This window comes from Sphingomonas sp. GW821-FHT09B04 (assembly GCF_059418285.1).
On the sequence record NZ_JBWKPO010000001.1, the window covers coordinates 281,065 to 294,402 of the forward strand.

12 protein-coding genes are annotated in these 13,338 nt (G+C 67.4%); 9 read left to right on the forward strand and 3 right to left on the reverse strand.

Going from position 1 to position 13,338, the window contains the following annotated elements; translation table 11 throughout:
- The first annotated feature begins 49 nt into the window (after positions 1-49).
- A complete protein-coding gene (locus tag AC07NK_RS01250) occupies positions 50-373 on the forward strand; it encodes a hypothetical protein (protein ID WP_495168753.1) in 324 nt (107 codons plus the stop codon).
- Between the two features lie 31 nt (positions 374-404).
- Here AC07NK_RS01250 and AC07NK_RS01255 read toward each other — a convergent pair whose 3' ends face one another.
- Positions 405-1,625 carry a phospholipase D-like domain-containing protein gene (locus AC07NK_RS01255; RefSeq protein ID WP_495168754.1) on the reverse strand — a complete coding sequence of 407 codons (1,221 nt, stop codon included), beginning with the start codon at positions 1,623-1,625 and terminating at the stop codon, positions 405-407.
- A 133-nt stretch (positions 1,626-1,758) separates the two neighbouring features.
- Here AC07NK_RS01255 and rpoZ point away from each other — a divergent pair, with 133 nt between their 5' ends.
- The 6 genes from rpoZ to AC07NK_RS01285 all read left to right on the forward strand — a co-directional run bounded on the left by rpoZ (position 1,759) and on the right by AC07NK_RS01285 (position 8,138).
- Positions 1,759-2,103, forward strand: a complete 345-nt coding sequence (gene rpoZ / locus AC07NK_RS01260; protein WP_495168755.1) for a DNA-directed RNA polymerase subunit omega — start codon at positions 1,759-1,761, stop codon at positions 2,101-2,103.
- 139 nt (positions 2,104-2,242) lie between these two features.
- Positions 2,243-3,628 carry a glycosyl transferase family protein gene (locus AC07NK_RS01265; protein ID WP_495168756.1) on the forward strand — a complete coding sequence of 462 codons (1,386 nt, stop codon included), beginning with the start codon at positions 2,243-2,245 and terminating at the stop codon, positions 3,626-3,628.
- A complete protein-coding gene (locus tag AC07NK_RS01270) occupies positions 3,625-4,620 on the forward strand; it encodes a hypothetical protein (RefSeq protein WP_495168757.1) in 996 nt (331 codons plus the stop codon). The genes AC07NK_RS01265 and AC07NK_RS01270 overlap by 4 nt, the downstream gene beginning before the upstream one ends.
- A gap of 61 nt (positions 4,621-4,681) precedes the next feature.
- Positions 4,682-5,596: a sulfite exporter TauE/SafE family protein gene (locus AC07NK_RS01275; protein WP_495168758.1), complete on the forward strand. Its 915-nt coding sequence runs from the start codon at positions 4,682-4,684 to the stop codon at positions 5,594-5,596.
- A complete protein-coding gene (locus AC07NK_RS01280) occupies positions 5,593-6,360 on the forward strand; it encodes a TIGR02186 family protein (protein WP_495168759.1) in 768 nt (255 codons plus the stop codon). The genes AC07NK_RS01275 and AC07NK_RS01280 overlap by 4 nt, the downstream gene beginning before the upstream one ends.
- Positions 6,361-6,476: 116 nt before the next feature.
- Complete coding sequence (locus AC07NK_RS01285) at positions 6,477-8,138, forward strand: ATP-binding protein (RefSeq protein ID WP_495169612.1); 1,662 nt, start codon at positions 6,477-6,479, stop codon at positions 8,136-8,138.
- On the opposite strand, the gene AC07NK_RS01290 is transcribed toward AC07NK_RS01285, so the two are convergent.
- Together AC07NK_RS01290 and AC07NK_RS01295 are read right to left on the reverse strand one after the other, a co-directional pair.
- Positions 8,139-8,834 (reverse strand): LamG-like jellyroll fold domain-containing protein, encoded by a 696-nt coding sequence (locus tag AC07NK_RS01290; RefSeq protein WP_495168760.1) that lies wholly within the window; start codon positions 8,832-8,834, stop codon positions 8,139-8,141. It abuts the gene before it with no gap.
- Complete coding sequence (locus AC07NK_RS01295) at positions 8,824-10,311, reverse strand: M23 family metallopeptidase (RefSeq protein ID WP_495168761.1); 1,488 nt, start codon at positions 10,309-10,311, stop codon at positions 8,824-8,826. Before AC07NK_RS01295 ends, AC07NK_RS01290 begins: the two co-directional genes overlap by 11 nt.
- A 231-nt stretch (positions 10,312-10,542) precedes the next feature.
- On the opposite strand from AC07NK_RS01295, the gene AC07NK_RS01300 reads away from it, so the two are divergent.
- Together AC07NK_RS01300 and AC07NK_RS01305 are read left to right on the forward strand one after the other, a co-directional pair.
- On the forward strand, positions 10,543-13,029 hold the full coding sequence (locus AC07NK_RS01300) for a helicase-related protein (RefSeq protein WP_495168762.1): 2,487 nt from the start codon (positions 10,543-10,545) through the stop codon (positions 13,027-13,029).
- The gene (locus AC07NK_RS01305; protein WP_495168763.1) at positions 13,022-13,321 is read left to right on the forward strand and encodes an RNA-binding S4 domain-containing protein; all 300 of its coding nucleotides are present in this window, start codon (positions 13,022-13,024) and stop codon (positions 13,319-13,321) included. Before AC07NK_RS01300 ends, AC07NK_RS01305 begins: the two co-directional genes overlap by 8 nt.
- Positions 13,322-13,338: the final 17 nt, after the last annotated feature.

Consider the following 13,338-nt stretch of genomic DNA (forward strand, 5'->3'; position numbering starts at 1 on the left):
CCATGGGCCGGCCGCGATTCCCGCGTGCCGTTGGGAGGGATGTGGTTCCATGAAGATCGCCCTGTTCGCCGCGCTCGCGGCCGTTTCGCTCGCGCCCGCTGCAGTGGCCCAAACCACTCCGGCTCCAGCGCCCGCTCCGGCCGCTGATGCAGCAGCAGCCGCCAAGTTCAATCTCGACACCCCTGTCCAGGATCTCGTCGCCGACGCGAAGGCCAAGGCGGTGCTCGAAGCCAATCTGCCCGGCATCAGCACGCATGAATCCTACGAGATGTTCAAGGGCATGAGCCTCAAGCAGCTGTCGAGCTACGCTGCCGACAAGCTGACGCCTGAGGTGCTGGCCAAGACCGAAAAGGAACTGGCCGTCGTGAAATGACCCGGATGGCCCCGGACCATCGCGTCCGGGGTCAGTCGCGCGGCCCGAAATTGAGGAAGCGCGTCACGCGATAGTCGAGCACGGCGACCACCAGATACACCGCCGCCTGCTTGATCCGCGTCCACAGCCCGGTACGCGCGCGATGCAGTTCGCGCGTCACCTCCAGCGACCGTGCCACCTCCGCGTCGACATAGGCGCGGACATGCGCGGCGAACACATGGTCCTCGATCCGCAGCATCACCTCAAGGTTGAGGAACAGGCTGCGCGTATCGAAATTGGCCGATCCGATCTGCACCGCATCGTCGATCACGAACAATTTGGTGTGCAGCTTGGTCGGCAGATACTCGAAGATCCGCACCCCGCGCCGCAGCAAGCCGCGATAGGTGAAGCGCGCCGCATAGAGCGTCAGGTAATTGTCCGTGATCGAGGGGACGATCACGCGCACCTGCCCGCCGCGCCGCGCCGCGCGATCCAGCCGCATCAGCATCGCCGGACTGGGAAAGAAATAGGCGGCAAGAATATCGATCCGCCGCGCATGTTTGAGGTCGCGGCGAACCGCACGCGCCCAGGGCGACAGCTTGCGCGTCGGCCCGCCGAGCAGCCAGCGCAGCTGGCCCGCGGGTTCGCTCCACTCGGCCAGCGCCTTGCGCAGCACGCGCAGCGGTGCACGCGGCCGCTTCGCCCAGCGCCACAGTGCGTCGAAATAGCCCGCGAGCCGCGCCGCCGCCGGCCCCTCGACCAGCAGCCCCAGGTCGCGCCACGCGCCGGTGCCCGGCGCGCCGAAATAGTCGTCTTGAATGTTGAAGCCGCCGATTACGATCCGCGCATCTGCTGTTTCCGCATCGGCGAGCGCGATCTTCTGATGGTTGCGCAACAGATAGCGGCGCCCGAGCCGCGGTACGAAGAAGCAGACCTTGCCTCCCGCTTCGCGCAACGGCGCAAAGAAGTCCCGATCATAGGCCGGATCGCTGCCCAGCCCGTCGACGATCAGCGTTACCTCGACACCGCGCGCCGCCGCTGCGGCCAGCGCTTCGCGCACCCGCTCCCCCACCCCGTCGTCGGTGTAGATATAGTAGAGCAGCCGCAGCGAGCGGCGTGCACCGTCGATCAGATCGAACAGTGTATCCAGCCGTCGTGGCCCGGTGTCGAGCAACGTCAACCGGTTGCCCTCAACCGCGAACACCGGCTGCGGCGGGGGGTCGGCAGGCAGGCCGGGCGGACCTGCGGATCGGATCGGGTCGGCCTGCTCCATCTCCCGACGGATTGCACCAAGCCTGCCGCGACCGCCAGCCCGGCGTCGCACCCACTCCCGATTTTCTTGACTCTTGGAGGGGGCATCCCTAATTGGCCCCCTTTCCTGTATCTCTGCCCAAAGGAAGCGTTTCATGGCGCGCGTTACAGTCGAGGATTGCGTCGACAAGATCTCCAACCGGTTCGACCTGGTGTTGCTTGCTGCGCAGCGCGCACGGCAGATCTCCGGCGGTGCCGACCTGACGATCGAGCGCGATCGCGACAAGAACCCGGTCGTCGCACTGCGCGAGATCGCCGAAGAGACCGTGCGCCCCGACACGCTCGAGGAATCGCTGGTCGGCAGCCTGCAGCGCGTGCAGATCGACGACGAAGAGGCACCCGATGAGGTTGGCTCGCTCGCCGCATCGGCGGAAGCGCTTCGCCTCACCGCTGCTGCGCCGCCGCGCAACCAGAATCTGGGCGCCGACTACGACGGTTAATCCGTTTCGGACCCAGTTTAAGAATTCAGGACGCCGGTATCCCTCGGGATATCGGCGTTTTTGTGTTTTTCGCGAATCGAAACAGGCACTTGATCCCATCCTGTCCGAATCGGACAATCGCTGATCCGAATCGGGGGGGATGCCGTTGCCAGGCGTCGATGCGGTCATTTCGGCGATCGACGCCGTTGCGCGCGAGGCGATGCTGTTCGCTGCGATCGGATTCCTGATCGGCGGGATCGATGACCTGTTGGTCGATCTGGTCTTCCTCTGGTCGCGCCTGCGCAGATGGTGGCAGCCCGAGCCGCAGCGCACGCCGCTCTGCAACAATGGCCGGATCGCGATCTTCGTGGCCGCATGGGACGAAGCGCAGGTGATCGGCCCGATGCTGCGAACCGCGCTCGCGCGTTATACCTATCTCGATTACCGCATCTATGTCGGCGTCTACCCCAATGATCCGGCAACGCTCGCCGCGGTCGGTGCCGTCGCGGCTACCGACGATCGTGTGCGCATCGTCATCAACCCCTTGCCCGGCGCGACGACCAAGGCCGATTGCCTCAACGCCGTCTGGCGCGCGTTGCTGCGCGACGAGGCCGAGGAAACGCCCGTGCGCGCGGTCGTGCTGCACGATGCCGAGGATGTGGTGCATCCCGACGAGCTTGGCGTGATGGCCGCGTGGCTTGTGGACCATCAGGCGGTGCAGATCCCGGTCCTCCCACTCCCCGACCCGCGCGCGCCGCTGATCGCCGGCCATTACCTCGACGAGTTCGCTGAAGCGCACGCCAAGAACCTTGCGGTGCGCGAGGCGCTGGGCGCGGCGCTTCCCTTTGCCGGGGTCGGCTGCGCGATCGACCGGGCACTGCTGGGGCAGATTGCGCAGGCACGCGGCGGGCTTCCGTTCGACGAATCCAGCCTGACCGAAGACTATGAACTCGGCCTCACCGTCGCCGCGATGGGTGGGCGAACCAAGCTTGCGCGGGCCTATGATCGCGACAACACGCTGGTTGCCGTGCGTGCCTATTTCCCCGCCTCACTGCACGCTGCGGTTCGCCAGAAGGCGCGCTGGATGACCGGGATCGCGCTTGCGGGCTGGGACCGGACCGGCTGGGCGCGCGGTGGTTCGATGGGTGAGCACTGGATGCGGATGCGCGACCGGCGCGCGACGCTGGCGATTCCTGTCCTCGCTATCGCCTACGTCGCGCTCCTGGCCTGGGGTCTGTCGCTCGGCGCGCATCTCGTGATCGGGACGCCGTTACCCACGCCGCAAGGCGGACTGGCGATCCTGCTTGCAGCGAATCTGGTGTTGCTGGGCTGGCGCATTGCAATGCGGATGCGCTTCACCGCGCACGCATTCGGGCTGGTCGAAGCTTTGTTGTCGGTTCCGCGGCTGTTCGTCGCGAACCTCGTCGCGCTCCTCGCGGCGCGGCGGGCAATCGTGATCTACCTGCCCACATTGCGCGGCAAACCGCCAGTGTGGGACAAGACCGAGCACCATTTCCCTGAAACCGGCGAAAGCGGCGCCGCATGAACGGGCGGCCGCTCCGCTTCGTCGCGCTGGTCGCCATCGGCTGGGCGAGTACGCGGACGATCATGCTGTGGCCCGAGGGCGCGACGCTTCCCCAGGCGATCGAGGCCGCCTTCCCGCTGCTCCCCGCACAAGCGGCCACTGCACAAGCTCCGCGACCTGTGCCGCCGACAGTCATGCCTCGCAGGCCGATTGCGATGGCCATCCACGCTATTCCGCTCGTCGCGACCGGTCCCGTGGCACAGCACAGCGATCCAGCGCGCGCCGATCTCGCGATGCTCGGTCTGATCAGCTTCGGACGTGAAGAGGTGCTCGGTGCCCCCTCCGGCGCGCTGCCCCGCCCTGCCGCTCCTGTATTGATTCCTCAATCCGCCCAGCCTTCGCGCTGGTCCGCCAGCGCGTGGCTCGTCACCCGCCGCGGGACCTCATCCGGCGGACCGATGCTCGGCGGCGATCAGGCCGGACTGCGTGTCGCCTATCACCCCGGAAGCGGGCGGATTGCGCTGTTCGCGCGGTTGACCGCCCCGCTCGCCGGCCGGGGCAGCGAGGCCGCCGCGGGAATCGAATGGCAGCCGACCACCGCCCCGGTCCGCGTTGTCGTCGAGTATCGCGCAGGGCTCGACGGCGCGCCGGGCGGCCCGGCGGTGGGCGTGGTGGCGGGACTCTATGCCGTTCCGCTCCCACTCGATTTCAGTCTCGAGGCCTATGGTCAGGCGGGCGCGGTCGCGCGCGCGCGCATCGACCCTTTCGCCGACGGAGCGCTGCGCGTCACGCACCAGATCGCAACCGCCGGCCGCGCCCGTCTCGACCTTGGGGCAGGGGCCTGGGGTGCGGCACAGCGCGGCGTAACGCGGCTCGATATCGGCCCCAGCGCGGTCGCCAGCGTGCCCGTCGGCGACAATGCGCTGCGTCTCGCACTCGACTGGCGCGAGCGAGTCGCCGGAAACGCCCAACCCGGTTCCGGCCCTGCGCTCAGCGTCGGCGCAGACTTCTAGCAAACTTTCGTCCGCATCCGCCTTCCGCATGCCCTGATCAGGGTCTAGGCATGGTCTGCCCATGGATCTCTACCTTCCCATCGCCAATCTATCGGTCAACGCGGTCGTGATCGTGATGCTGGGGCTGGGCGTCGGATTGCTGTCGGGCATGTTCGGCGTCGGCGGCGGGTTTCTCACCACGCCGTTGCTCATCGTCTATGGCATTCCGCCCACGGTGGCCGCGGCCTCGTCCGCCAGCCAGGTGACCGGCGCGAGCGTCTCGGGTGTATTCGCGCACCTTCGCCGCGAGGGAGTCGACCTCCACATGGGCGGAGTCCTGATCGCCGGCGGGGTCCTGGGATCGGGCGCCGGCGCGCTGCTGTTCAGGCTGCTTCAGGCAACGGGACAGATCGATACCGTAATCGCGATCCTTTATGTGCTCATGCTCGGTTCGATTGGCTGGCTGATGCTTTCGGAATCGCTCGGGGCGATCCGCGCCCAGCGGCTCGGCTCTGCGCCCAAGGCCAGGCGGCGGCGGCACCACCCGATGGTCGCCGCGCTGCCGCTACGCTGGCGCTTCTATCGGTCGGGCCTCTACATCTCGCCGCTCGCTCCGCTGTTGCTCGGCTTTGCGACCGGTATCCTGACGATGCTGCTCGGCGTTGGCGGCGGGTTCATCCTGATCCCGGCGATGCTCTATCTGCTCGGAATGCCCGCACAGGTCGTGGTCGGCACTTCGCTGTTCCAGATCCTGTTCGTCAGCGCCGCAGCGACGATGGTCCATTCGGTGACGACCAAGGCGGTGGACATCGTCCTCGCGGTGCTGCTGCTGCTCGGATCGGTGGTCGGCGCGCAGGTCGGCGCGCGCTTCGCGGCGAAAGCGAAGCCCGAATATCTCCGCCTCGCGCTCGCCGTCATGGTGCTGCTGGTGGCGCTACGCATGGTGCTCGGCCTCGCGTGGCGTCCCGACGAGATCTTCACGGTGCAGCCGGGATGAAGCGTGTTGCGCTCCTCCTCGCGCTCGCTGCGCCGCTGCTGATGGGACAGGCCAAGCCTGTTCTCGTCCCTGACGTCTCCCAGCGCGAGATCGAGATCGCTTATAGCTTCACCGGCGCCGACCTGTTGCTGTTCGGCGCGATCGTCCATGCCGGGGGCAGCGCCGCGCAGCCCGGCGAACCGCCCGCGGACATCGTCGTGGTCGTGAAGGGGCCGACCGAATCGGTGCTGGTGCGTGAAAAGCAGAAGATCGCCGGCATCTGGGTCAATGCCGACCGCACCCGCTACCGCTCGGCGCCGTCCTTCTACGCGGTCGCCTCGTCGCGCCCTATCCGCGATATCGTCGACGCGCGCACCCGCGCCATTTACGAGCTCGGGCTCGACAGCCTCCAGCTCTCGCCCGCCTCGGGCGCAGTGCCCGCAGTGCAGGCGCGGTTCGATGCCGGGCTGGTCGACCTCAAGAAGCGCACCGGCCTCTATTACGAAGCGCCCGGCACCGTCGAGATTTCGGACAGCGTCCTCTATCGCGCCCGCATCAACATCCCCGCGCGCGTCCCCGTCGGCCGCTTCACCGCGGAGACGTTCCTGATCCGCGACGGACGGGTGCTGGCGGCGGCTGTGCGCGACATCGACATCCGTAAATCCGGCTTCGAGCGTTGGATCGCGCGCGCCGCGGAGCGATCTTCGGTGCTCTATGGAATGGCCGCCGTGTTCCTCTCGGTCTTCTTCGGCTGGGCAGCAGGCGCAATCTGGCGACGGTTCTGAGGTGGACCGAAGTCGGCGCTGCAACGCCATCATCGCTATGCACACCCATTCTTTACCTTGAATACGCCATATCGGTCGGGCTTGAACCGGGGGAGCTTGCCTTGACGACCGACGATATGGGCGGACAGCATTTCGATCCGATCCGTCCCGCGTCCGACGCGGCGGCGCCCGCTGGTGGTGCGCCGAAATCCGGTATCGGCGCTGTCTTCGCGATCGGCGGCGCGTCGAGCGAGGTGGTGTTCGACCCCGCCGCCCTCGAGCATGTCTCAACAAGCGCCGACCCCGCAATCGCCAGTGCAGGCACCGTCGGCAGCCAGGTGAAGATGCGCTCCGGCGCATCGTGGCTGGTCGCAAATGTCCGCTCGCTGCGCTTCGACGACACGACCGGCCGGATCGTCGCCCAGGTCGATTTCCTCGGCGAAGGCGTCGAAGAGAAACTGACCGGCAAGCTCTATGGCTTCCGCCGCGGCGTCACCCGCTATCCTTCCCCCGGCACCGGCGTCTTTCCCGTATCGACCGCCGATTTGCGCCAGATTTACGCCGCGGATGACCGCCCGCACATCGAAGTGGGCAACGTCCATCCGACGCGCGACATCCGCGCCGCGCTCTATATCGATGCCATGCTGGGCAAGCATTTCGCGCTGCTCGGCTCGACCGGCACCGGCAAATCGACCAGCGCCGCGCTGATCCTGCATCGTATCTGCGAACTCGCGCCGCAGGGCCATGTCGTGATGATCGATCCCCACGGCGAGTATTCGGCTGCGTTCAAGACCAACGGGGCGCTGTTCGACGTCTCCAACCTCGCCATGCCCTATTGGCTGATGAACTTCGAAGAGCATTGCGAGGTCTTCCTGACCACCGAGGGCTCAGACCGTCAGGTCGATGGCGACATCCTCGCCAAGTGCATCCTCATGGCGAAGCAGAAGAACCGCCTCGCCGCCGAGTTCGGCAAGCTCACCGTCGATGCGCCGATCCCCTATCTCCTGTCCGATCTGACCACGATCCTGCAGAACGAGATGGGCAAGATGGACAAGGCGACCGACACCGCCCCCTATCTGCGCCTCAAAAGCAAGATCGACGAGATCAAGGCCGATCCGCGCTATGCCTTCATGTTTTCGGGCATGCTGGTCGCTGACACGATGGCGAGCTTCATCAGCCGCGTCTTCCGCCTGCCCGGTGACGGCAAGCCGATCTCGATCATCGACGTGTCGGGCGTGCCGTCCGAAATCACCTCCGTCGTCGTGGCCGTCCTCAGCCGCATGGTGTTCGACTATGCGATCTGGTCGCGCGGCGAATCGCAGCGCCCGATCCTGCTCGTCTGCGAAGAGGCTCACCGCTACGTCCCCAATGAACGCAATGCCGACGGCTCCTCGGTTGGTCGCATTTTGAGCCGGATTGCCAAGGAAGGCCGCAAATATGGTGTCTCGCTCGGCCTGATCACGCAGCGCCCGTCGGACCTTGCCGAGGGCGTGTTGTCGCAGTGCGGCACGATCATCGCGATGCGCCTCAACAACGATCGCGATCAGGCCTTTGTGCGCGCGGCAATGCCCGAAGGCGCACGCGGCTTCCTCGATTCGATCCCGGCGCTGCGCAACCGTGAAGCGATCATGGTCGGCGAAGGCGTCGCCACTCCGGTCCGCGTCGCGTTCGATTCGCTCGACGAGGCAAAACGCCCCGCATCGAGCGACCCGCTCTTCTCCGAATTGTGGAAACACACCGGCGGTGAGGAAGCGAGCCTCGAGCGCACGATCAAGCGCTGGCGCTCGCAGGGGCGCTGATCAGCCTCTCGGAATACCCAGCACGAAGCGGTCCGGCGCCTCACCGCGGGTGAACGCCGCCTGCCGCACGGCACCGCGGAACGGGCTGACCTTGTTCATCCGCATGCCCACCGATGCCCGGCCCGGCCCTTGGGGAGTGAACGCCAGCGCGGCTTCGGCCTGCAGCGCGCCGTTGACGAAGGCGCGATAGGTGGTCCCATCATAGCTCTGCGCGACATGGTGCCAGCGGCCCGTCGGGAAGCGCTTTTCCGGCACGATCAGCGGCTGGCGATAGCCGGGGCCGAGGATGAAGGTGTCGAGATACCATTCGCTGCCCTCGACCCGGATCTCGAACAGCATGCGTGAGCCGGTCTTCGCCGTCGGGTCGGTGCCCGCACCACTTTCGAGGTGGAACCAGCGCTGCTCGAACGCCCCGCCATCGGGACGGAACAGCGCCTCGAACGTGAACCGCGCCGCGCCCGCCAGCGGATGCCGGTCGAGGAACAGTATGTCGTTCACGCCGTCGAACGCGACCGCCCTGCCCAACGGGCTGTCGATCAGCTTCGGCGCGCCCTCGATCTGCGGCTTGAGGCCACCGATCCTCGTCAATGAATCAAAGGTCCAGATTTCGGTATCGCGCGCCTTTGCCCGTGCCGGGGACAGCCCGGCCAGCAGCGCGCCACCGCCGATCAGCAATGTCCGGCGGTCAGTTTGCACCGGCGGCGTCGTTCTCGGTCTTCTTGTGACGCGTTCCGCCCACCGGTACCGCCAGCAGCCGGGCAAGCTTCGCCTTGAACTCGCGCAAATCGCCACCGCTCAGCGCCTGGACGACCGAGAAGGACACCGAGCGCGGATTGATCGCGGCGCCGTTTCGATAGAGCTCATAGTGAAGGTGCGGACCGGTCGAGATGCCGGTCGACCCGACATAGCCGATCACCTGCCCGCGCGCGACGCGCTGGCCGCCACTCACCGCGATCCGGCTCATATGACCATAGCCGGTGCCCATCCCGCCGCTATGGTTGAGCCGGACGAAATTGCCATAGCCGCCATTGCGCCCGGCAAAGGCGACCGTGCCGTCATTCGCGGCGCGGATCGGCGAACCGTAGCCCGCGGCGATGTCCAGCCCCTTGTGCATCCGTGAGAAGCCCAGAACCGGATGGCGGCGCAGGCCGAAGCCCGAGCTGATCCGGCCCGCAGCGGGCATCGCCATCTGTCCCTTGCGCTCGCCGGTACCGCGCCCGTCATACCAGGTGGTGCGGCCATCCTCTTCCCAGCGAACCAGCTGGAGCTTGCCCGCACCGCCATTGAGGCCGGCATAGAGAAGGTTGCCCATCTGCACTTCGCCCGTCGCAGCGCGCGCCTGTTCGACGATGATGTCGAATTCGCTGTCAGCGCCGACGCGGCCGATCGGCACACGTGTCGCGATCGAGCGGATATAGGCTTCGACCGCCTTGGCGGGTACGCCAGCGGCACGCGCCGAGCGATAGAGGCTGTCGCCGACCCGGCCGCGGATGCGCAGCGGGGTATGGTCGATCGCGATCGGAATTTCGTTGAGCGCCAGCCCGCCGCCGCTGCGCACCAGCTCGAGGCTAAGGTCGAAGCGTGCGCGGAACGCCAGCTTCTCGAGCGGGCGCGGCTGCGCCTTGTCCATCCGGCGCCCGAGCGTCAGGTCAAGCTGGGTGCCCGATTTGAGGTCGCCCAGCGCCACCGCGCCCGCGACGAGGTCGGCGGCACGCGCCGCATCGGCGGTGCCCACGCCCGACCGCGTCAGCGCCGCCTGCAACGCGCCGCCGCTGCCCAGCGTCACGGTGCTCTGGAGGATCGGACGTTCGGGCGTGTCGGTGAGGTTGGCGACGAGATTGGTTGCGCCGAGCTTCGTCCCCGTGGCCGATCCGGCAGCGAGCGGCGCGATCGCCTGCGCATGCGCGATATCGGCATCGGTACCCGTCAGCGCGGCGGGGACATTGGCATAGATTGGCCGTTCGAACCCCGGCGAGAGCAGCACCGCCAGCGCGCACAGGCCGCCACAGGTCACGACGCCGCGGAACCATTCGCCGCTGCCGATACGCGAGCCGAGATCGGGAACCAGATCGAAATCAGGGAAACGTTCGCGAAACTTATCGGCCAGCGTCGCCTTGCGGATCACAAGCGCACGACCGAACGAGCGCGCATTGGCGCCGCCCGCTTGCTCCACCCCATGATCATTGCGCAAAAACAAGGTGCGCTGCCCCACTCCTTCGCCGCCAGCCACCTGGCAGCCTGTGGAATCGTTGTGGAACCGAGTCCCTAAAGTCAAATTAAGTACCTAGCAGATTTTGGCACTTGCGGCGAGTCGTGCGGTGGCGCGGACGGGGCGTTGACTGTCCCGGAACCGGGCAGACAGGCACTTGCGCGACCCGCCCCGTCGCCCGATCTTGGCAAGGAAATGAGCCGCTTCTCGAACAGTCCGGTCACTGCGGTGCTCGGCCCCACCAACACCGGCAAGACCCATCTCGCGATCGAGCGGCTGTGCGGCCATTCGAGCGGGATGATCGGTTTCCCGCTGCGCCTGCTTGCACGCGAGGTTTATGACCGTGTCGTCGCGATGAAGGGGCTCAAGGAGGTCGCGCTGGTCACCGGCGAGGAGCGTATCGTCCCGCCGGGCGCGCGCTGGTTCTTGTGCACCGCGGAATCGATGCCCACCGATCGCGAAGTCGGCTTCGTCGCGATCGACGAAGGCCAGCTCGGCGCCGACCCCGAGCGCGGCCATGTCTTCACCGACCGCATCCTCAACGCCCGCGGCCGCGACGAAACGATGATCCTCGGCTCGGATTCGCTGCGCCCGGTGCTCAGGAAGCTCGTCCCCGAGGCTGAGATCGTCGCCCGCCCGCGTTTCTCGACCTTGCGCTATGCCGGTGCGAAGAAGCTCTCGCGCTTACCCAAGCGTTCCGCGATCGTCGCCTTCTCCGCTGAGGAGGTCTACGCCGTCGCCGAAGCACTGCGGCGGCTGCGCGGCGGCGCCGCGGTGGTGATGGGCGCGCTTAGCCCACGTACCCGAAACGCACAGGTCGCGATGTTCCAGTCAGGCGAGGTCGATTACCTCGTCGCAACCGACGCGATCGGCATGGGCCTCAACCTCGATGTCGGCCATGTCGCCTTCGCCTCGCTCAACAAATTCGACGGCAAGCGCCAGCGCCGCCTGACGATCGCCGAAATGTCGCAGATCGCGGGCCGCGCCGGACGGCACCAGCGCGACGGCACCTTTGGCGCGCTGGTCGAGGAAGGGCCGGGCGCGTTCACGCCCGAAGAGATCCGGGCGATCGAGGATCACCACGTCCCCGCGCTCGATCACTTGTTCTGGCGCGAGGGCGAACCCGATCTCGCCACTATCGACACCCTGATCGCCAGCCTCGAGCGCAAACCCGATTCCTCCGTGCTGCGCGCCGCGCCCGAGGCGGTGGACATGGCCGTGCTCAGGCAATTGTCGGGCGAAGGCTGGGTGCGCGACCGCGTCCGCTCACCGCGCGCCGTCGCGCGCCTCTGGGCCGCGTGCGGCCTCCCCGATTTCCGCAAGCTCGGCGCCGATCCTCATGCCCGCTTCGTGGCACGGGTCTTTCGGCATCTCAGCGAAAGCACCGGCCATATCCCCCACCAATGGTTTGCCGACGAGATCGCCCGGCTCGACCGCGTCGATGGCGATGTCGAGACGATCGCCGGACGCATCGCCGCCACGCGCAGCTGGGCCTATATCGCGCAGCGTTCCGACTGGCTCGCCGAGCCGCTCCACTGGGCCGAACGCACCCAGTCACTCGAAGAGCGGCTGTCCGACGCGCTCCACGCCAGTCTGACCCAGCGCTTCGTCGACAAGCGCACCACCGCATTGCTCCGCCAGATCGGCGCGGGTGCATCGCATCTGCCGGTCGTCGTCGGACCGGAGGGTGAGGTCAGCGTCGAGGAGCATGTCCTCGGTCACCTTCAGGGTTTCCGCTTTGCGGTCGATCCCGATGCGCGCGCCGCCGACAAGCGCATGCTGCTCGCCGCCGCCGAAAAGGGGCTGGCGAGCGAGCTGCGGCGGCGCGGCGATGCCCTGATCGCGGCGCCCGATGACGAACTCGCGCTCGACACCGCTACGATCATCTGGCGCGGTGTCCCCGTCGCCACGATCGAAGCGACCGGCAATCCGGTGCGTCCGCGCATCCAGCTCGACCGTTCGCTCAACGTGCTCGACGCCCGGATCCGTGCGGCCGCACAGGGACGGATCGAGTGCTGGTTCGCCGACCGGCTCGCCGCCGACATTCCCGACCTGACGCGGCTCGACGCGCTGAGCCGCGACGAAGCCGCCGGCAGCCGCGCCCGCGCGCTCGCCGGTATGCTGGTCGAGGCCGGTGGGCTTCTCCCCCGCCGCGCCGCCGGCGCGCAGGTCGAGGCACTCGACCCGCACGACCGCAAGCTTCTGCGCAAGGCCGGACTCATCATCGGCACGCTCGATATCTTCGCCCCCACGTTGCTCAAGCCACGCGCTGCCGCCGCACGCCGTGCGCTGCTCGGCCTCGGTGAAAAGCCCGCCGAGGGCGCGACCGTCCTCCCTCGCGCCGCCCCCGGCGCGGCGCTGGACTATGGCTTCCGTCCCTTCGGCGCACAGGCGGTCCGCGTCGACCTCGCCGAACGGATCGCCCATGCCGCGCACGACGCCCGCAAAGGCCGTGCGCCCTTCACCCCCGATCCCGCGCTCGCCACATCGATGGGGCTGACCCCCGATACGCTCGCGCGGCTGATGACCCAGATCGGGTTCCAGGGCGTCCGCACGCCGAAAGGTGAACCGCAGCGCTGGGTGTGGAAGGGGTTGACCCCGCTCGCCAAAACCAAGGCGCCGCCGCGCGATACGTCGATGGCGCGCGCTTTTGCTGCGCTGACGGAACTGGTCGATGACTGATCCCACAATGCGGATCGACCGCTTCCTGTGGTTCGCGCGCCTCGTGAAGACCCGCGGGGCCGCGCAGGAAATGGCGGAGGCGGGCACGCTCCGCCTCGACGGAAGGCGGATCGAGCGGTCCTCGGCACAGGTCCGCATCGGTTCGATCATCGCCTTTCCGCTGCGTGGACAGGTGCGCGTGCTGCGCGTCGAGGCGCTGCCGCACCGCCGCGGCCCAGCGCCCGAAGCCGCCACATTCTATCAGGAATTGCTCACCGGACCCGCCTCATCCCCGGAAAAGCCTGAAATTTGAGAACGTATCGCAGAAAG